This is a genomic window from Falsihalocynthiibacter sp. SS001 (genome assembly GCF_042445055.1).
Classification (GTDB): domain Bacteria; phylum Pseudomonadota; class Alphaproteobacteria; order Rhodobacterales; family Rhodobacteraceae; genus Falsihalocynthiibacter.
Genome location: NZ_CP170339.1, coordinates 2,255,494 through 2,273,273 on the forward strand (window position 1 = coordinate 2,255,494; position 17,780 = coordinate 2,273,273).

The following is a 17,780-nucleotide window of genomic DNA, read 5'->3' on the forward strand; positions in this document are numbered from 1 at the left end:
TCCAGCGCCAAGGCTTGTGATGCAAATGAAGCTAAGACTGCACTTGCTGCAATGCTACGCCAATTCAAAAATGATAGGGAAAATTCGCGAAAGTCGTGCTGATCATTAGTGTTCACAGAGCAATCCAAATGGGTATTGGCAACGCTCAGCAGTGAAGAGTTAACGCAAGCGCCGCTGTTAATTTACCCCAGAGTAGCACAATTCAAAAACTTGAACAGACAGCAATGCAAACAAGCAAAAACTGTTGCAGAGGATGGTTTCCACGCAACGTTTACAGCAATGATCAGGATGAAATGGTGCGGATGAGAAGACTCGAACTTCCACGGGTGTTACCCCACAGCGACCTCAACGCTGCGCGTCTACCATTCCGCCACATCCGCACGTGATCAGGTAGTCTGCGCGGTGTATAGCTATGGGTTTCGGGGATGTGAAGAGGGAAAACGCCAGAAAAGTGAGAAATCTTTGCCAAGGGTATTTACATCTTTGAAACAACGCAAATTCCGCCATTTCACCCCCATCGCAGGCAATCAATCCGCGTCAGGCATTGCCTTTTTACCCAAAAAAGTGGAACACCAGCGCTCAGGCTAAACGTAATGAATTGGGCTTCTGTATGGTTGAGTGGATCATCTCTGAAGGGCTAACCGACTATGACACCGCCGTTACCTTTATGGAGCAGCGCGCCGATGCCATTGCGCGCGGTGAAGCTGATGAAGCTGTCTGGCTCGTCGAGCACCCGCCCCTTTATACCGCAGGCACAAGCGCCAAGCCCCAAGACCTGACTGACCCCGACCGCTTCCCTGTTTATGAGAGCAAACGCGGCGGACAATATACGTATCACGGCCCGGGGCAACGCGTGGCCTATGCGATGCTGGACGTTGGTAAACGCGGCCATGACGTGCGTCGCTTTGTGAACGAGCTAGAAGAATGGGTCATCGCCACCCTCGCCGAATTCAACGTTACCGGTGAGCGACGCGAAGGCCGCGTTGGCGTGTGGGTGACTCGACCTGAAAAACCTCTCACCGCAAATGGCATGCCCCCAGAAGACAAAATCGCTGCGATCGGCGTGCGGCTGCGCAAATGGGTAAGCTTCCACGGAATTTCGATCAACGTAGAGCCCGACCTCTCGCATTTCGACGGCATCGTGCCCTGCGGAATCACCGAACACGGGGTCACGAGCCTCGTTGATTTGGGGTTACCCGTCACAATGGCCGACGTCGATGTGGCGCTGCGCAAGTGCTTTGACCGCTGCCTGACACCATACAGCGCCGAATAGCCCCCACTTTGCTGCGACATCATTACTCTTTAATTCAGCGTCGATTCCCTGTGTTATAGTTGCAATCAATCGTTCAACCATAATGAGGACACTATGACCAAACTATATACCGCCGCTCTCTTCGCAGCACTCTGCGTCACGTCCCCAGCATTGGCCGAAGGCGACATAGAAGCGGGCGAACAAGCCTTCAAGAAATGCAAAGCCTGCCACATGATCGCATCCGAGGATGAGGTTCTGTTCAAAGGCGGCAAAACCGGACCCAACCTTTATGGCATTATTGGCCGTGTGATGGGCTCACAAGAAGGGTTCCGCTATGGCTCGGGACTTGAAGCTGCAAACGAAGCTGGCCTGACGTGGGATGAAGAAGGCCTCGCACAATACGTCGCCGACCCCCGGGCCTATGTCCAAGAGGTTACCGGCGATTCGGGCGCAAAATCGAAAATGACATTTAAGCTCAAAAAGGGTGGCGAAGACGTCGCAGCCTTCCTCGCATCTGTGGGGCCAGAGTCCTAATAGTTCCAAAAAGCGCGCTTTTGGATAAAAAAATACGCGTCGAGGCGTCTTGAAAGATTGCCCGTCACACAGAACCGCTCTAAGACATGGGCGAAACGCGTCGCGCGGGGCCTGCCTCTGCGCGGCAAACAATTTACAGAACTAGGAGGCAGGACATGGCCGACGCAGCTATGACTAGCGACGAACACCACGACGAGCGGAGTTTCTTTACCCGCTGGTTTATGTCTACAAACCACAAAGACATCGGCATACTTTATCTTTTCGTCGCTGCGGCGGTCGGGTTCATTTCGGTGTCCTTCACCGTTTATATGCGCCTCGAGCTTATGGACCCGGGCGTACAGTATATGTGCCTCGAAGGGGCACGCCTGATTGCGGATGCCGCAGCAGAATGTACACCCAACGGACACCTCTGGAACGTCATGATCACCTATCACGGTGTCTTGATGATGTTCTTTGTTGTTATTCCAGCGCTCTTTGGTGGCTTTGGTAACTACTTCATGCCGCTTCAGATCGGTGCACCGGACATGGCATTCCCACGTCTGAACAACCTTTCTTTCTGGCTCTATGTTGCTGGTGTTAGCCTCGGCGTTGCATCGCTCTTTGCTCCTGGTGGTAACGGTCAGGCTGGTTCAGGTGTTGGCTGGGTTCTTTACCCGCCCCTCTCCACAACCGAAGGCGGCTTCTCCATGGACCTCGCGATCTTCGCGGTTCACGTATCCGGTGCAAGCTCAATCCTCGGCGCGATCAACATGATCACGACCTTCCTCAACATGCGCACACCCGGCATGACAATGCACAAGGTGCCATTGTTCTCTTGGTCGATCTTCGTGACCGCATGGTTGATCCTTCTCGCCCTGCCTGTTCTTGCTGGCGCGATCACAATGCTTCTTACTGACCGGAACTTCGGCACGACATTCTTTGACCCTGCTGGCGGTGGTGACCCTGTTCTTTACCAACATATCCTTTGGTTCTTTGGTCACCCGGAAGTTTACATCATCATCGTTCCCGGCTTTGGTATCGTGTCCCACGTTATCGCGACATTCTCCAAAAAGCCTGTGTTCGGCTATCTTCCGATGGTTTACGCGATGGTTGGTATTGGTGTTCTCGGCTTCGTTGTGTGGGCGCACCACATGTACACCGTGGGCATGTCCCTCACTCAGCAAAGCTACTTCATGATGGCCACAATGGTTATCGCGGTGCCAACAGGGATCAAAATCTTCTCTTGGATCGCAACCATGTGGGGCGGCTCGATTGAGTTCAAAACGCCTATGCTCTGGGCGCTCGGCTTCCTGTTCCTCTTCACCGTTGGTGGTGTGACAGGTATCGTTCTCTCGCAAGCTGGCGTAGACCGCGCTTACCACGACACATACTACGTTGTTGCGCACTTCCACTACGTGATGAGCCTTGGTGCGGTGTTCTGTATCTTTGCGGGTATCTACTTCTACTTCGGTAAAATGTCTGGCCGCCACTATCCAGAATGGGCTGGTAAGCTCCACTTCTGGATGATGTTCATCGGCGCAAACCTTACCTTCTTCCCACAGCACTTCTTGGGTCGCCAAGGTATGCCACGCCGCTACATCGACTACCCGGAAGCATTCGCATACTGGAACAAAATCAGCTCCTACGGCGCGTTCCTCTCATTCGCTTCTTTCGTGTTCTTCATCGGCGTTGTGTTCTACTCCCTACGCTGGGGCAAGAAAGTAACAGAGAACAACTACTGGAACGAGTACGCGGATACTCTGGAATGGACACTCCCATGCCCACCACCAGAGCACACATTCGAACAGCTCGTTGACCAAAAAGTTTGGGACAAGCCCCACGCTCACTAAGGTCAGAAAATAATCAAAACAAAGCCCCGTCAGTTCTCTGGCGGGGCTTTTTTTGAGCCAGCATGAAAGCTAACATATTAATTAAAGCTTATGCTAGGAGACCTCATGCTCGCAGATTTCAAGATGATTAGACCGCAAGAGTCCGAAACATTTCTGACCAGCCCAAACTTCTATTATCTTTGAACAGGACTATTGGTGGGGTTTATTCTCACTCTCTTGATACGCAAGAAAAACCGCAACGAGCGCCCGTCATACGAGGAACTCAGCGACGTTCCACAACCATGTAACTGGCGCCAATCTCGTCGGCGCGGTGATATGCGTTGCTGGTCGTGTAAAACCTGCGGAGCAGAAGCGTTCACACACGATAGTAATCACCCCCACGGATGTAAAAAGGGGCTGATGCCGCGCACATTGTAATTCAGTGGAGCGAGTAGCCTAAACGAAAAACGGCGACCATTTGGCCGCCGTTAAATTCGCATACAGAAATCATATGCAAAACATATGGGAAACTTATCCCAGTTTATTCTTCACCAGCGGCCCTACTCGGCCGAAATCCATCTGGCCGGTGTACTTCGCTTTGAGAACGCCCATGACTTTGCCCATGTCACGGATCGACTCTGCGCCGACTTCACTAATCGCATCAGAAACCGCGGCTTCTGCCTCGGCTTCGTTAAGCTGACGCGGCAGGAATTCTTCGATAATCTTGATCTCTTGGCGCTCTTTCTCCGCCAATTCAAGCCGCCCACCCTCTTCATAGGCGCGCGCACTTTCCTGACGTTGCTTTACCATCTTGCCCAAAATGGCGAGGATCTCATCCCCTTCGACGCCGCCATCATCGCCCTCACCGCGCATCGCAATGTCGCGGTCTTTGATCGCTGCGTTAATAAGGCGCAACGTAGAAAGCCGAGCAGCCTCCTTCGCCTTCATCGCCTCTTTCATGGCGGTCGTAATCTGTAGTCTCAGGTCCATCGGTATCCCATCCCCTGGTTGCCGAAAAGTTAAGACCTCGGACAATACTCTGACCGCTCAAAGCTTTCAACCTCCGTCTATTTTGACAAGATATTGATATTTATGGATAATCTATTTTTTGTCTGCCCCCTTGACCCTAACAGCGCTGACCACTAATTTCCGACAAGTTTGCGTCCCAAGAGCCGAAGGAGTCGCCCATGTCTGCCGCTGCCGCCCCGCTTCAACCCATTCCATCGAAACCCACAGCTTGTTTGGCATTGGCCGACGGGACCCTATTTTACGGGTACGGTTTTGGTGCCGAAGGTACTGCAGTCGCCGAGCTATGCTTTAACACAGCGATGACCGGCTATCAGGAAATCATGACTGATCCCTCCTACGCAGGGCAAATCGTGACCTTCACTTTCCCTCATATCGGCAACACGGGCGTCACTCCAGAGGACGACGAAACCGCCGATCCCGTTGCCTCAGGAATGGTGGTCAAATGGGACCCGACCCAATCGAGCAACTGGCGCGCGACCGAAGAATTGTCCGTATGGCTTAAGAAGCGCGGCCGCATCGGTATTGGCGGTCTGGACACGCGCCGCCTCACCCGCGCCATCCGGCAACAAGGCGCCCCACACGTTGCGCTCTCCTACTCGCCCGATGGCAACTTCGATCTAGAAAGCCTCGTGGAAAAAGCGCGTGCATTCAAGGGCCTAGAGAACTTGGACCTCGCCAAAGAAGTTACCTGTGCGCAGTCGTATTCGTGGAACGAAACACGCTGGGCGTGGCCTGACGGCTTTGGCAAACGTACCGAAGCTGGTCACAAAGTCGTGGCGATTGATTTCGGTGCAAAACGCAATATTCTGCGGTGCCTTTCCTCGGCGGGTTGCGACGTAACTGTCCTTCCGGCCACTGCAACCGCTGAAGAAGTGCTCGCGCATAATCCAGATGGCGTGTTCCTTTCCAACGGTCCCGGCGACCCAGCCGCAACTGGCGAATATGCCGTTCCGATGATCCAAGAGGTTCTAAAGGCCGACATCCCTGTATTCGGAATCTGCCTCGGCCACCAGATGCTCGCCCTCGCGCTTGGCGCGAAGACGATCAAAATGAGCCACGGTCACCACGGCGCAAACCACCCTGTCAAAGATCATGACACCGGAAAGGTTGAGATTACGTCAATGAACCACGGTTTTGCCGTTGACGCACAAACCCTTCCCGAGGGCGTGATTGAAACCCATGTTTCGCTCTTTGACGGATCGAATTGTGGTATTCGTGTCGAAGGAAAACCAGTGTTTTCCGTGCAATACCACCCAGAGGCCTCCCCTGGACCACAAGATAGCTACTATCTGTTCGAACGCTTTGCAAAAGCGATGGAAAAATAGAATCACAACGATTCGGTTAATTTTTCATTAACCATTCGCAGCAATACTTGGCGGGCAATTAGGATCTCGCTTTTCAATGCTGCAACAACATCTCAAGACACTGCCCCCCTTCGAGGGGCGCACCACCCATGTGCCCAAGGCCGTTCCCGGACGCGTGCCGATCGGCCAGATTCTTGAGCGTAGCGGCACCGTTTCCTCTGGCGATATCCTTAAGGCACTGGCGCTTCAGGCGCGCCAAGATGTACCGCTTGGTGACATTCTGCTGGCGCACGGTATGGTGTCCGTGCAGAACCTCTATCAGGCTCTATCAGAACAGTGGCATGCGCAAATCGTTGATCTTAGTAGAGAATTTCCAGATGCGAGACTCGTAGACGAAATTGGCGTTCATGCATGTTTGAAAGCGCGGATCATACCGTGGAAACGTATCGGCGGGGTAACCGTCGTTTGCACCGCTCGCCCCGCTGATTTTGAGGCCTTCCAGCGCGAACTCCCAGAAGAATTTGGTTCTGTGCGTATGACGATCTCTGCGGAGAAGCAGATACTTGAGGCGCTACAGAGAATCCGCCAGAAGTCATTGATCCAGAACGCCGAAACATGTGTAAAGGATGAGGAAAGCTGTCGAAACTGGCTCTCTCCTCGCAAGCAAAGATACGCTGTCGCAGCGATTCTTAGTGTGCTTACCCTCACGCTTCTCCTTCCCAAACTGGCTATTGGCTTGTTCTTCGGCTGGGCGGTTATCACCCTTATTTTCAACACGTTACTGAAGGTCACGGCCGCCGCAACTCAGGTGTCAAAGTTCAGGCGCAATCGCCCCCAGCCGCTAAGACGCGAACCTCCGACACTAATCGCGAAACTACCGGTGGTTTCAATTATGGTGCCGCTCTTTAAGGAGCGCAAAATCGCGTCGCACCTAATTACGCGCCTCACGCGCTTGTCATACCCAAAAGAGCTGCTGGATATCTGCCTGGTTGTTGAAGCGGATGATCACACGACCACCCAAGCAATTGAAAACGTAGAGCTTCCATCTTGGTTACGCGTTATTAATGTGCCCGCAGGCGCCGTACGAACCAAGCCGCGCGCGCTCAACTACGCGCTCGATTTCTGCAAAGGATCGATTATTGGCGTCTATGATGCCGAAGATGCGCCTGAACCGAGCCAAATCCATAAAGTTGTACAGACATTTCATCAACGCGGCCAAGAAGTTGCCTGCCTACAGGGTGTTTTGGATTTCTACAACGCGCGCACAAACTGGCTAGCACGATGTTTCTCTGTCGAATACGCGACTTGGTTCAGAGTGATCCTCCCCGGATTGCAGCGTATTGGCTTCGCGATTCCGTTGGGCGGTACGACCCTGTTTTTCCGACGAAATATCCTTGAGAAATTGGGCGGTTGGGATGCGCATAACGTGACCGAGGACGCAGATCTTGGAATGCGACTCGCACGTCACGGCTATCGCACCGAGATCATCCCAACTGTGACCTATGAAGAAGCAAACTGTCGCGTGTGGCCATGGATCAAACAACGCTCGCGCTGGCTCAAGGGGTATGCGATCACTTGGGCCGTACACATGCGCAACCCTTTGAAACTGCTTCAGGAACTTGGGGCGTGGCGGTTCTTTGGCTTTCAACTCCTCTTTCTCGGAGCGCTTAGCCAATATGTACTTGCACCTCTATTGTGGTCGTTCTGGCTTGTGCCTTTCTGGGACGGGCACCCCATACATCTGATCCTTGATCACAACCCAATCGTGGCGCTCGGCATACTCTTCTTTACCTCAGAAATTCTCGCAATATCGGTCGGAATGATGGCGGTATCGGGACTGCGCCATAAACACTTGCTTTGGTGGGTGCCGACACTGCACTTCTATTTCCCACTCGGTGCGCTCGCCTCTTATAAGGGGCTATATGAACTGCTCGTTCGCCCTTTCTATTGGGACAAAACCGAACACGGAATTTTTGAGGAAAAGCGCATTAAGTTTGCACGACCCACCGAGCCTAGTCGTAGTTGACCTTCAGCGCGTCGAGCTTCAAACGGGTCTCGAACGCCTTAGAAATATGGTCTTTCAAGGCTGAACGCGCCGCCTCTCCGTCACGTTTTTCCAATGCTTCGACAATAGCTTCGTGTTCGTTAAGCGCGGTTTCTCCTCGTCCTTCAACAGCAAGAGAAGTCGTCGCCAAAAGCGCCATTGTGCGATGAACAAGATCGAGTTGCTGGACCAAGTAGCGGTTGTGGGAAGCGAGGTGAATTTGCTTGTGAAATCTTCGGTTCGCCAGCGACAGCGCCTCGGGATCGTTGATAAACCCGCGGTCTTCCTCAACCATATCACGAAGCACACGGATTTCCTCTGGCGCGGCATGTCGGGCAGCGAGCCTTGCGGCCAAACCCTCAAGCTCCGTGCGAACAACATATAATTCTGCGAGTTGGTTGTGATCGAGCGACGCGACAATCAAACTGCGCCCATCTCTCGTCAGGAGTGTCTGTGTCTCAAGCCGTTGTAATGCCTCACGAATAGGCGTTCGTGAAACACCGAACTTCTCGGCCAACTCGCTTTCAACAAGCCGGTCCCCCGGACGATAAATTCCGACATCAATCGCCCCGAGTATCAGGTCATAGGCGTCTTTGTGGCCGCTTTTTTGCTCGCTCATAAATGTCCCCTCCGCGTTTTTGCACCCTACCCCCCCGCGAGGTTTTCTATCAACCCCGTTGCTGTCACAATCGCAATTCCATACAAGGTCGGCATGACCAAAAATGCAAAAAACGACTTCTCCCATGTGCGGCACTGGGTGTTTGATCTCGACAATACGCTTTACCCGCCATCGGACCGCTTGTTCGATCAAATAGAAGTGCGCATGACAGAGTACGTGATGACCGCTCTCAATGTTGAGTTGGAGCATGCAAACTACCTTCGCAAGCATTATTGGCAGAAATACGGGACGACATTGACGGGCTTAATGTCCGAGCACGACGTAGATCCGACACCTTATCTGACGCATGTTCACGAAATCTCAATGTCTCATATGACACATGCGCCCGATCTTGCGATGAATATCAAGGCCTTACCAGGCCGCAAAATTGTGTACACCAACGGCACCGGCCCCTACGCCGAACGTGTCCTAGAGGCACGTGGGTTGAATGGGGTGTTTGATGCGATCTATGGCGTGGAGCACGCGAACTTTCGTCCGAAACCAGAGCGCTCCGCATATGAAACGATTTTCGCGCTGGATGGAACGACACCCGACACCGCCGCGATGTTTGAGGATGATCCGCGCAACCTTATCGCTCCGCATCAACTGGGGATGAAAACCGTCCACGTTGCCGCTGAAGGAATCGCAGAGGACCACATCCATTACCACACCACCGACCTTACGGATTTTCTGTCGCAGTTGGTTTAGCAGGGGTTTCGGCCATCGGAAACTCGGCCTAGATTAACTCCATGAGCAGAGCCAAAACAGATATTCTCATTTCAGGCGGCGGAATCGCCGGACTTACGGCCGCGGCAGCGTTTGGCGAGGCTGGGTTTTCGGTTATTTGCGTCGATCCGCAACCGCCGGTCACAGAAGAAGCGAACTCCAAAGCCGATTTGCGAACGACGGCTTTTCTGCAACCTTCGCGCGAGACATTGCAACGCGCGGGCCTTTGGGATCGGCTGGAACCATACGCGGCGCCACTTGCGACTATGCGCATTGTTGATGCGGGCGGTGAAACGCCCGAACCTCGTATTATTAAAGATTTCAACGCTGACGAGATTAGCGAATTGCCCTTTGGGTGGAATCTGCCGAACTGGTTGCTGCGACGTGAAATTATCGCCAAAATTCAAGAACTTGAGGATGTCACATTCCTCTCGGGTGTCAAAACCGAGCGTGTCTTGACGCGAGTGTCAGAAGCAATCGTCAGCTTGAGCAACGGGCAGTCTGTTTCTGCGAGACTTCTTATTGCCGCAGACGGACGCAACTCGTCGGTGCGCGAAGCGCTTGAAATACCCGTAAAAACATATCGTTACGGCCAAAAGGCGCTCGTTTTTACGGTAACGCACAACATTCCGCACGAAAATATTTCAACAGAAGTCCATCGAAGCGGCGGCCCCTTCACGCTTGTCCCCCTGCCCGATACCGACGGAATACATATGTCGGCGGTTGTTTGGATGGAGAAAGCTGCGGAAGTTGAGCGTTTGTTAACGCTAGACGAAGAGCTGTTTAACCAAGAAATAACAACTCGTTCAGCCCAAGTGCTTGGCCCACTAACCCTCAAGGGGCGCAGAACCGCTTGGCCAATCATCGGACAGCTCGCATCGCGAATGCATGGAGAACGTACGGCCCTGATGGCGGAGGCCGCGCATGTGGTGCCGCCAATCGGCGCACAGGGTTTGAACATGAGTTTGGGGGATTTGCGGGCCTTGCTTGATCTCGCGATTGCGAACCCGTCCGAGCTCGGCGCGGCAACTATGCTCCAAGAATACGATCGAGTTCGGCATCGAGAGGTAAAGATTCGCGTCTTGGGCGTCGATATGCTGAACAGGGCATCAATGTTTGGCGCACAGGGTCTGCGGGATCTTCGCGCAGGTGCGTTGAATACCCTTTATTCCGTGCGACCAATCCGAAAAACGCTCATGCGCGCGGGGCTCGGCGCGGATTAACCAATCGGACCAGGTCTGCGTTCTTCGCTCAACAGGACGTTCGCTTCGACGTCCCCAATTCCGGGCAATGTCATCACACGTCGGCGCAAAACACGCTCAAAATCCGCAAGATCCCGCGCAACAACACGCAGGCGATAGTCATATAACCCAAGAACGTGGTGCACAGTCTGAACCTCTGGAATCGCCGTTACCGCGCGCTCAAAATCCTCCAGACTTACGCGCCCCTTGGTTGCCAACTTCACACCAAGAAACACTGTCACACCAAAGCCAAGCGCCTCGCGGTTTAGCACAAGTCGTTTACCTATAATGATTTTTGCGTCCTCTAGCCGCTTAATCCGACGCCACATCGCGGGCTGAGAGAGGCCGAATCTCTTGCCTAATGCACCAGCCGACTGTTGCGCATCCCGCGCCAGCGTACGCAGAATCTCTCGGTCGATTTCATCTAGGTCGATCAAAGCGGCAACTCCTCGGATGATTTGATCGCGGATACCTGCATCAGCGCCTCAATGTCTGCGATATGCGGCAGGGTCAGAATACGGGTCTTATAGATTTCCTGATAATGCGCCATATCTCTGGCCAAAATCGCCAACCGTACATCAACACGGCCAAGAAACGTATGTATTTCAGATATTTCCGGAATTTTACGCGCTTCTTCTATGAACTCGTCGAATGCACGGGATTGGGTTTTATCCAGTGTAACGCGCAGCGAAACCTCGACGGTATATCCCAACGCTGCCCAGTTAATGACCGCCTGCACACCTTGATAAATGTCCGCCTCTCTTAGTTTCTCAAGGCGACGCGCGCATGTTCCCGCCGTCAGGCCGGATTTCTCCGCCAGTTCGGCCATGGATAGGTTCGGGTCTGCTTGGAACTGTCGCAGAATCCTGCGTGCATCCTCATCGATTAGCATAAAATCACCACTATCTTACCAAAACGCGAATAGTTTTAGCGAATATTTCTCAAAATATACGAAATTTAAAAAGTGTATCCAACCTATTCACGCTATTTTCGCCGAGAAAGTTTAACAAACCAGAAGGAGCGCCAACATGCGCGTTTACTATGATCGCGATTGCGACATTAACCTGATCAAAGACAAAAAAGTAGCCATCCTCGGATATGGCTCGCAAGGTCACGCGCACGCGCTCAACCTGCGCGACTCTGGCGCCAAAAACCTTGTTGTTGCCCTTCGTGAAGGCTCCGCTTCGCAGAAAAAAGCTGAAGCAGAAGGCCTCAAAGTTATGGGCATTGCAGAGGCGGCTGCGTGGTGTGACGTTATTATGTTCACAATGCCCGATGAACTTCAGGCAGAGACATACAAAAAATACGTTCACGACAACATCAAACCTGGTTCTGCCATCGCGTTTGCACACGGCTTGAACGTTCACTTTGGTCTGATCGAGCCTAAAGAAGGTGTCGACGTGATCATGATGGCTCCAAAAGGTCCGGGTCACACTGTTCGCGGCGAATACGTAAAAGGCGGCGGCGTTCCTTGCCTTGTTGCTGTTGACAATGACGCTACTGGCAAAGCTCTTGAAATCGGCCTCTCCTACTGCTCGGCAATTGGTGGCGGTCGCTCTGGCATCATCGAAACCAACTTCCGCGAAGAGTGCGAAACCGACCTCTTTGGTGAGCAAGCAGTTCTCTGCGGCGGTATCGTTGAGCTTATCCGCATGGGCTTTGAAACACTTGTTGAAGCTGGTTACGCACCTGAAATGGCTTACTTTGAGTGCTTGCACGAGACAAAACTCATTGTTGACCTGATCTATGAAGGCGGCATCGCAAACATGAACTACTCGATCTCCAACACTGCGGAGTACGGCGAGTATGTGTCCGGCCCACGCGTTCTTCCTTACGAAGAAACAAAAGCGGCAATGAAAGGTGTTCTAACAGACATCCAAACTGGTAAATTCGTGCGCGACTTTATGCTCGAAAACGCGGTTGGCCAGCCGTTCTTCAAAGGCACACGTCGCCTGAACGACGAGCACCAAATCGAAGAAGTAGGCGCAAAACTTCGCGGCATGATGCCTTGGATTTCTGCAGGCAAACTTGTGGACCAAGAAAAGAACTGATCTACAATTGATCGTCGGGAAAGGGCGCCCACTGAGGCGCCCTTTTTTGTTTCGGGAGGACATATGCTTGCACAGGCTGGCGCCAAAAACTGGATAAGAATTGCGCTCTTGGGCGTAATCTGGGGCGCGTCCTTCATGGTGATCGAAATCGCGATCACAGGTTTCTCTGCACTCTGGGTCGGCGCAATCCGCGTGACCGTTGCGGCGATTGTATTGATGATCGTCACCCTGATTTCTGGCAGCGGCCTTCCCTCACTCGAAGGCCCAAGAGCAGGAGCAATTTGGCTCTGCGCGTTCTGTTTTGGCATACTTTCCAACGCCTTACCCTTCACGTTACTTGCATGGGGGCAAGCCTATGTGACATCGGGATTCGCAGGTGTATCAATGGCAGCGGTACCGCTCATGGTGCTTCCGCTTGCCCATTTCTTCGTCGAGGGAGACCGCCTTACGCCGCGCAAGGCAACAGGATTCGCGATTGGATTTGCAGGTGTATTTCTATTGGTTGGGCAAAATGCCTTCGTTTCATCTGGCAATTCGCTTGAGACGTGGGGCCGACTCGCGTGCCTCCTCACCGCCGTTTCTTATGCGTGCGGTTCAATTGTGACGCGTGTTTGCCCGCCCGTGCCCTACAAAAGCTTTAGCGCCGCGGCGATGCTCATGGCGTCTGTCACTGCCCTAATCGTCGCCCTCTGGTTCGACGGCGTCCCCCAAAAGTTTCCGACAATCCCACTTCTGAGTGTCGTGTACTTGGGCGTCGTACCAACGGCACTCACAACACTCCTTTTGGTGGCAGTAGCACGTGAAGCTGGCCCGAGCTTTCTCGGGCTGTCCAATTATATGGTTCCCGTGTGGTCGGTTATTTTCGGCGTCACACTGCTTAATGAAACGATGCCGCCGATGTTGCTTCCCGCGCTTGCGCTAATTCTGATTGGCGTCGCAATCAGCCAGAAGTGGCGCGCCTAAGTTACATCTTTGATGGCGCCGACAATGTCATCGACAACATTGCGTAGACGTGCCTCGTCTTCATCCTCGCCCATCACGCGAATAAGCGGTTCTGTACCCGATTTTCGTATTACCAATCGCCCGGTATTTGCCAAGGCTTCCTCACCGCCAGCTATCGCATTTGCGACTTTATCTGTGGATAGGGGATCAATTTCGCCCGAAAACTTTACGTTCTTCAACAATTGCGGCACCGGCTCGAAGTTTTGGGTAAGCGTGCTGGCCTTCTCTTCGGTTTGCGCCATTTCAGCGAGGAATTGTAACCCAGCGATAAGACCGTCACCAGTTGTAGCATAGTCCGTCATGACGATATGCCCCGATTGCTCACCGCCCAGATTAAACCCACCAGCGCGCATCGCTTCGACGACATAGCGGTCACCAACGGCAGTGCGGAGAAGTTCAATACCTCGCGCTTTTAGGAAATGCTCAAGGCCAAGGTTCGACATAACGGTCGATACAAGCGTAGATCCGACAAGTCGCCCTTCAATAGCCCAACGTGCGGCGAGCAAGGCCATAATCTGATCACCATCGGCGACCACGCCCTTCTCGTCTATAATCATCACGCGGTCTGCGTCCCCATCCAGACAGATACCCAGATCGGCACCGTGCTCCACCACAGCCTTGGCCGCAGCTTCGGGATGGGTTGAGCCGCAATTCTCGTTGATATTAAAACCGTTCGGATCAACCCCAATCGGTATCACTTCTGCACCCAACTCCCAGAGCACCTCTGGCGCAGCGCGATATGCCGCCCCGTTCGCACAGTCCACAACGACCTTAAGGCCCGAAAGTTTGCCACGCGCGGGGAACGTCGTTTTGGCATACTCCACATAGCGCCCGCGCCCATCGTCGATACGCTTTGCGCGGCCGATATTATCGGGCTGGGCGGGCAGGATTTCGCTCTGGAGGATTTCCTCAATCTGATCTTGAGCCTCATCCGAAAGCTTGAACCCGTCTGGCCCAAAAAACTTGATGCCGTTATCGTGGTGCGGATTGTGGCTCGCCGAAATCATGATCCCAAGATCCGCACGCATCGAGCGCGTCAGATATCCCACGGCAGGCGTCGGTACCGGCCCAAGAAGCAACACATTCATTCCAGTGCTCGTAAGGCCCGCCGTCAGCGCATTCTCCAGCATATAGCCCGAGAGCCGCGTATCCTTGCCGATCACAACGCGATGGCGGTTTTGGCCATCGGTTCGGAAATAACGCCCCGCGGCGGCGCCAAGCTTCAATGCGACTTCGGCTGTCATGGGATAGGAGTTCGCCCGACCACGCACACCGTCTGTGCCAAATAGTTTACCCATTTCTCTGCCTTTACTTATAATTCTTGAGCAAGCCGCAGGGCCTGTGTTGTTTCTTTTGTATCATGGACCCGCAGAATCTGAACCCCCTGAGCATAGGCGTTCAGCGCAATAGCCAAAGATCCGCCGACGCGCTCTTTTGCATACGGTTCGCCGGATATTGTGCCCACGAATTTCTTCCGTGAAGCACCTAGGAGGATCGGGCAACCAAGGGAATGGAAAATGCTTATTCGGTGCAAGAGCGCCAAATTATGCTCCGCTGTTTTTCCGAAACCTATACCAGGATCAACAACGATTTTTTCTTTTGAAATACCTGCTTGTGCGGCGAACTTAATTCGGTCCAGCAGATAATCATACACATCAAGCACCACGTTATCGTACTGTGGGTTAGCCTGCATAGTTTGGGGATTCCCCTGCGCGTGCATCAGGCAAACAGGTGCACCACTATCCGCGACCGCACCCGCCAAGGCGGGGTCATAGCTCAACGCAGACACATCATTTACCAGATTGGCCCCTGCGTTCAGTGCGGCTTTGGCAACGGCGGCTTTACGCGTATCGATCGAAATCGGCACATCGCTCTGGACGCGCACAGCATGAATCGCGGGAACGACACGTTCGATTTCCTGATCGGCCTTGACCTCCTGAGCACCGGGGCGCGTTGACTCTCCGCCGATATCGACGATTTGAACGCCATGGGCAATCATCTCTTTGGCTTGTTTGGCGGCCGATGGGGTCGTGTCAAAAAGCCCGCCGTCCGAGAAGCTGTCTGGCGTAACATTAAGTATGCCCATTGTATTTGGTTCGGACATGCTCATGCCAGCAACGCGGGGACGTTTACCCGTTAGCTCTTTTAGTACTTCTTCGGGCGCTTCTTTGGCGGCGATGATTTCGGATCGGCCGCTGCGATCCAGAACCTCCAACCGATCAAACCAGCACCAGCCCCCCGCGAGCTGATATGCGCCTTCGGGGATGGGCCGAGCAACCTGCGGAAGTGCGCGAAAATACGTCATCAGGCAATTTCCAGAAACTGAGCATACCCATTCGAAGCAATTTCTTGCCCCACTTTACACCCAATACCAACAACGCCCTCGCCATTCCCACGCGCCATCCATTCCGCGAGTGATTGCGCATCGTGACTTTGTGGCGGCGTCGGGCTATCGAGCACCTGTTTCATCGGCGCCCATACATTGACACGCCCTTGACCAAAGCCCCACTCCATTTCGGTCCGGCTCCCGACTACGCCAATCTCCGCGTTTTGCGCCGCAAGCGACCACGCTGCCGCATCATACGCCAAGAGCGCTAGACGCACATTTGAGGTCTGGTCGGCAGTTTTCGTGAACTCGAGCGGTGCGGCGGGTAACAGCAAGACAGGCCGCGCATGTTGTTGGAAGGTCGGCAGCCATCCCGCGAGGTCCAAAGTGGGCGTAGCAACCACGATCAATGGCGCTAGACCGATCCAATCCGAGTGCTGTTCGGCTTTGCCCTGAGTTTCGCGGACAACCTCAACCCCCAGATTGCCCGCTCCGCGATCGAGCTTCTCAATCCGTACAAAAACGCGCAGCGCCTGAGGAGCCGCAAGAACACGCTCCGCGATATCCTGAGCCAAGGTTTCCAATAGGTTAACCCTAGCATGATCCAGCGCCTGCGTGATTGCGTCTGTCACCCGATCGTAGGAAAGGATTTTATCCACGTCATCATCAAGCGGCATATCCACATCCGCGACCTCGACGACCACGTTAAACGACAAGCGTTGCGTCACCGAACGCTCGACCTCAAACGCGCCAATCTCAACCTCGACGATGTGATCGCGCACAGATATGCGGTCTCGAATCCCATCAGGTCTGAGAGCAATAGAACGCCGAAGCGGATGTTGAAAATCTGTGCTGGCTGTAACGCTCATTGGCCGCCCCTCGCTAGTTGCTCGCTGTTTATATCGCAACTCTCGGGCAAACCAGCATTTTTCCGACTTTTCGGAATAGGCGTTAACTATTGGTGCCGCTGCCGGGCTGGCGATAGAAATGGTGAACCCCAATCGTCACCACCTTAAAGAAGCGACGCGACCATGACGGGCTAACAGCTTTGGTGTGATAATGTGTTGCCCCTTCAGTCAACGCGCGCGGTGCATCACCGGCGATCAGGGCGGCGGCGATTTTCTGAGTGCTCTTTTGCGCCTTCTTTTCTTTGTAGATCTCTTTTTTGCCGTCACAGGTGTATGTGAACTGACACTGGTATTTGCGGCCGGTCCCTTGATTTACAACTTTGCAAATCGAATCTGGGTAAAGCGGGCTCTCGACGCGGTTCAGGATAACTTCGGCGACGGCAAACTGCCCTTTTACGCTTTCGCCGCGTGCCTCAAAATACAGCGCCTCGCTCAAACATTCCCATTGTTCATCACCCGAAGCCTCTTCTTGGCGGGCTAACCAGTCCTTGCTGTATTCAAAATCTTCGTCAGGAAGCGTTACCAGCTCGCCAATTGAAAAATTATTGGACCAACGCTTCATTTCGTCTTGCATAGAAGCCGCTGGTGCTGTTTTAGTACCTGTATAGCTATCAAGCGCTATACTTGGTGTTGCCACCAATATTGACAAGATAGCACCCGATAGTTTGGGTTTAAGATTAGCAGTGGTCGAAGCGAGTAGCCTCGACAAAGTCAGTCTTCGAACAAACATTCAGACACCTTTTTTCAACCCACGGACATGGGCCAGCAGCCCCCACGGCTCTGACGGGGCGCTGAATTAGGCCATCTGGCTCAAGTTGTCCACCCCCCTGCAATTTTCACGGAGTTTTGTGCCGATACACGCCCAAGTTCGGGCGCGGCGGGAGATTTTTCACGCCC

At 53.4% G+C, this 17,780-nt stretch carries 17 protein-coding genes and 1 tRNA gene; 9 read left to right on the forward strand and 9 right to left on the reverse strand.

Going from position 1 to position 17,780, the window contains the following annotated elements:
• Positions 1-294: 294 nt before the first annotated feature.
• Positions 295-380 (reverse strand) — tRNA-Leu (locus ACFE33_RS10800).
• Positions 381-598: 218 nt separating this feature from the next.
• Between ACFE33_RS10800 and lipB the strand changes: the two genes are divergently transcribed.
• From lipB to ACFE33_RS10815, 3 genes are all read left to right on the forward strand, one after another.
• Positions 599-1,273 (forward strand): lipoyl(octanoyl) transferase LipB, encoded by a 675-nt coding sequence (lipB, locus tag ACFE33_RS10805; protein ID WP_380058704.1) that lies wholly within the window; start codon positions 599-601, stop codon positions 1,271-1,273.
• Positions 1,274-1,366: 93 nt separating this feature from the next.
• A complete protein-coding gene (locus ACFE33_RS10810; RefSeq protein ID WP_380053174.1) occupies positions 1,367-1,786 on the forward strand; it encodes a c-type cytochrome in 420 nt (139 codons plus the stop codon).
• 155 nt (positions 1,787-1,941) lie between these two features.
• Positions 1,942-3,615: a cytochrome c oxidase subunit 1 gene (locus ACFE33_RS10815; protein WP_380053176.1), complete on the forward strand. Its 1,674-nt coding sequence runs from the start codon at positions 1,942-1,944 to the stop codon at positions 3,613-3,615.
• Between the two features lie 510 nt (positions 3,616-4,125).
• Here ACFE33_RS10815 and ACFE33_RS10820 read toward each other — a convergent pair.
• Positions 4,126-4,584 (reverse strand): GatB/YqeY domain-containing protein, encoded by a 459-nt coding sequence (locus ACFE33_RS10820; protein ID WP_380053178.1) that lies wholly within the window; start codon positions 4,582-4,584, stop codon positions 4,126-4,128.
• A 197-nt stretch (positions 4,585-4,781) separates the two neighbouring features.
• Between ACFE33_RS10820 and carA the strand changes: the two genes are divergently transcribed.
• Entirely contained in the window at positions 4,782-5,948 is a 1,167-nt protein-coding gene (carA, locus tag ACFE33_RS10825) for a glutamine-hydrolyzing carbamoyl-phosphate synthase small subunit (RefSeq protein WP_380053179.1), read from the forward strand.
• Between the two features lie 76 nt (positions 5,949-6,024).
• Entirely contained in the window at positions 6,025-7,953 is a 1,929-nt protein-coding gene (locus ACFE33_RS10830) for a glycosyltransferase (protein WP_380053181.1), read from the forward strand.
• Here ACFE33_RS10830 and ACFE33_RS10835 read toward each other — a convergent pair.
• The gene (locus ACFE33_RS10835; RefSeq protein ID WP_380053183.1) at positions 7,940-8,590 is read right to left on the reverse strand and encodes a GntR family transcriptional regulator; all 651 of its coding nucleotides are present in this window, start codon (positions 8,588-8,590) and stop codon (positions 7,940-7,942) included. The genes ACFE33_RS10830 and ACFE33_RS10835 overlap by 14 nt on opposite strands.
• Positions 8,591-8,683: 93 nt before the next feature.
• Between ACFE33_RS10835 and ACFE33_RS10840 the strand changes: the two genes are divergently transcribed.
• Together ACFE33_RS10840 and ACFE33_RS10845 are read left to right on the forward strand one after the other, a co-directional pair.
• Positions 8,684-9,337 (forward strand): pyrimidine 5'-nucleotidase, encoded by a 654-nt coding sequence (locus ACFE33_RS10840; RefSeq protein WP_380053185.1) that lies wholly within the window; start codon positions 8,684-8,686, stop codon positions 9,335-9,337.
• Positions 9,338-9,378: 41 nt separating this feature from the next.
• On the forward strand, positions 9,379-10,578 hold the full coding sequence (locus ACFE33_RS10845) for a UbiH/UbiF family hydroxylase (RefSeq protein WP_380053187.1): 1,200 nt from the start codon (positions 9,379-9,381) through the stop codon (positions 10,576-10,578).
• Here the strand turns inward: ACFE33_RS10845 and ACFE33_RS10850 are convergent.
• Both ACFE33_RS10850 and ACFE33_RS10855 read right to left on the reverse strand, forming a co-directional pair.
• Complete coding sequence (locus ACFE33_RS10850; RefSeq protein WP_380053189.1) at positions 10,575-11,033, reverse strand: Lrp/AsnC family transcriptional regulator; 459 nt, start codon at positions 11,031-11,033, stop codon at positions 10,575-10,577. The two genes, ACFE33_RS10845 and ACFE33_RS10850, sit on opposite strands and share 4 nt — an antisense overlap.
• Positions 11,030-11,488, reverse strand: a complete 459-nt coding sequence (locus ACFE33_RS10855; protein WP_380053191.1) for an Lrp/AsnC family transcriptional regulator — start codon at positions 11,486-11,488, stop codon at positions 11,030-11,032. The genes ACFE33_RS10850 and ACFE33_RS10855 overlap by 4 nt, the downstream gene beginning before the upstream one ends.
• Before the next feature lie 136 nt (positions 11,489-11,624).
• Between ACFE33_RS10855 and ilvC the strand changes: the two genes are divergently transcribed.
• Positions 11,625-12,647, forward strand: a complete 1,023-nt coding sequence (ilvC, locus tag ACFE33_RS10860; protein ID WP_380053193.1) for a ketol-acid reductoisomerase — start codon at positions 11,625-11,627, stop codon at positions 12,645-12,647.
• A gap of 63 nt (positions 12,648-12,710) precedes the next feature.
• Positions 12,711-13,610 (forward strand): DMT family transporter, encoded by a 900-nt coding sequence (locus tag ACFE33_RS10865; protein ID WP_380053196.1) that lies wholly within the window; start codon positions 12,711-12,713, stop codon positions 13,608-13,610.
• Here the strand turns inward: ACFE33_RS10865 and glmM are convergent.
• From glmM to ACFE33_RS10885, 4 genes are all read right to left on the reverse strand, one after another.
• Positions 13,607-14,947, reverse strand: a complete 1,341-nt coding sequence (gene glmM, locus ACFE33_RS10870; protein ID WP_380053198.1) for a phosphoglucosamine mutase — start codon at positions 14,945-14,947, stop codon at positions 13,607-13,609. The two genes, ACFE33_RS10865 and glmM, sit on opposite strands and share 4 nt — an antisense overlap.
• A 14-nt stretch (positions 14,948-14,961) precedes the next feature.
• Positions 14,962-15,954: a dihydropteroate synthase gene (folP, locus tag ACFE33_RS10875; RefSeq protein WP_380053200.1), complete on the reverse strand. Its 993-nt coding sequence runs from the start codon at positions 15,952-15,954 to the stop codon at positions 14,962-14,964.
• Complete coding sequence (locus tag ACFE33_RS10880; RefSeq protein ID WP_380053202.1) at positions 15,954-16,844, reverse strand: dihydroneopterin aldolase; 891 nt, start codon at positions 16,842-16,844, stop codon at positions 15,954-15,956. Before ACFE33_RS10880 ends, folP begins: the two co-directional genes overlap by 1 nt.
• 82 nt (positions 16,845-16,926) lie before the next feature.
• The gene (locus tag ACFE33_RS10885) at positions 16,927-17,613 is read right to left on the reverse strand and encodes a cell wall hydrolase (RefSeq protein ID WP_380053204.1); all 687 of its coding nucleotides are present in this window, start codon (positions 17,611-17,613) and stop codon (positions 16,927-16,929) included.
• Between the last annotated feature and the right edge of the window lie 167 nt (positions 17,614-17,780).

Bases quoted from the DNA above. Each gene is read 5' to 3' on its own strand.
- glmM (WP_380053198.1), bottom strand. From the start codon at position 14,947: ATGGGTAAACTATTTGGCACAGACGGTGTGCGTGGTCGGGCGAACTCC.
- ACFE33_RS10820 (WP_380053178.1), bottom strand. From the start codon at position 4,584: ATGGACCTGAGACTACAGATTACGACCGCCATGAAAGAGGCGATGAAG.
- carA (WP_380053179.1), top strand. From the start codon at position 4,782: ATGTCTGCCGCTGCCGCCCCGCTTCAACCCATTCCATCGAAACCCACA.
- ACFE33_RS10885 (WP_380053204.1), bottom strand. From the start codon at position 17,613: ATGTTTGTTCGAAGACTGACTTTGTCGAGGCTACTCGCTTCGACCACT.
- ACFE33_RS10845 (WP_380053187.1), top strand. From the start codon at position 9,379: ATGAGCAGAGCCAAAACAGATATTCTCATTTCAGGCGGCGGAATCGCC.
- ACFE33_RS10815 (WP_380053176.1), top strand. From the start codon at position 1,942: ATGGCCGACGCAGCTATGACTAGCGACGAACACCACGACGAGCGGAGT.
- ACFE33_RS10830 (WP_380053181.1), top strand. From the start codon at position 6,025: ATGCTGCAACAACATCTCAAGACACTGCCCCCCTTCGAGGGGCGCACC.
- ACFE33_RS10840 (WP_380053185.1), top strand. From the start codon at position 8,684: ATGACCAAAAATGCAAAAAACGACTTCTCCCATGTGCGGCACTGGGTG.
- ACFE33_RS10855 (WP_380053191.1), bottom strand. From the start codon at position 11,488: ATGCTAATCGATGAGGATGCACGCAGGATTCTGCGACAGTTCCAAGCA.
- ACFE33_RS10835 (WP_380053183.1), bottom strand. From the start codon at position 8,590: ATGAGCGAGCAAAAAAGCGGCCACAAAGACGCCTATGACCTGATACTC.
- ilvC (WP_380053193.1), top strand. From the start codon at position 11,625: ATGCGCGTTTACTATGATCGCGATTGCGACATTAACCTGATCAAAGAC.
- ACFE33_RS10865 (WP_380053196.1), top strand. From the start codon at position 12,711: ATGCTTGCACAGGCTGGCGCCAAAAACTGGATAAGAATTGCGCTCTTG.
- folP (WP_380053200.1), bottom strand. From the start codon at position 15,954: ATGACGTATTTTCGCGCACTTCCGCAGGTTGCTCGGCCCATCCCCGAA.
- ACFE33_RS10880 (WP_380053202.1), bottom strand. From the start codon at position 16,844: ATGAGCGTTACAGCCAGCACAGATTTTCAACATCCGCTTCGGCGTTCT.
- ACFE33_RS10810 (WP_380053174.1), top strand. From the start codon at position 1,367: ATGACCAAACTATATACCGCCGCTCTCTTCGCAGCACTCTGCGTCACG.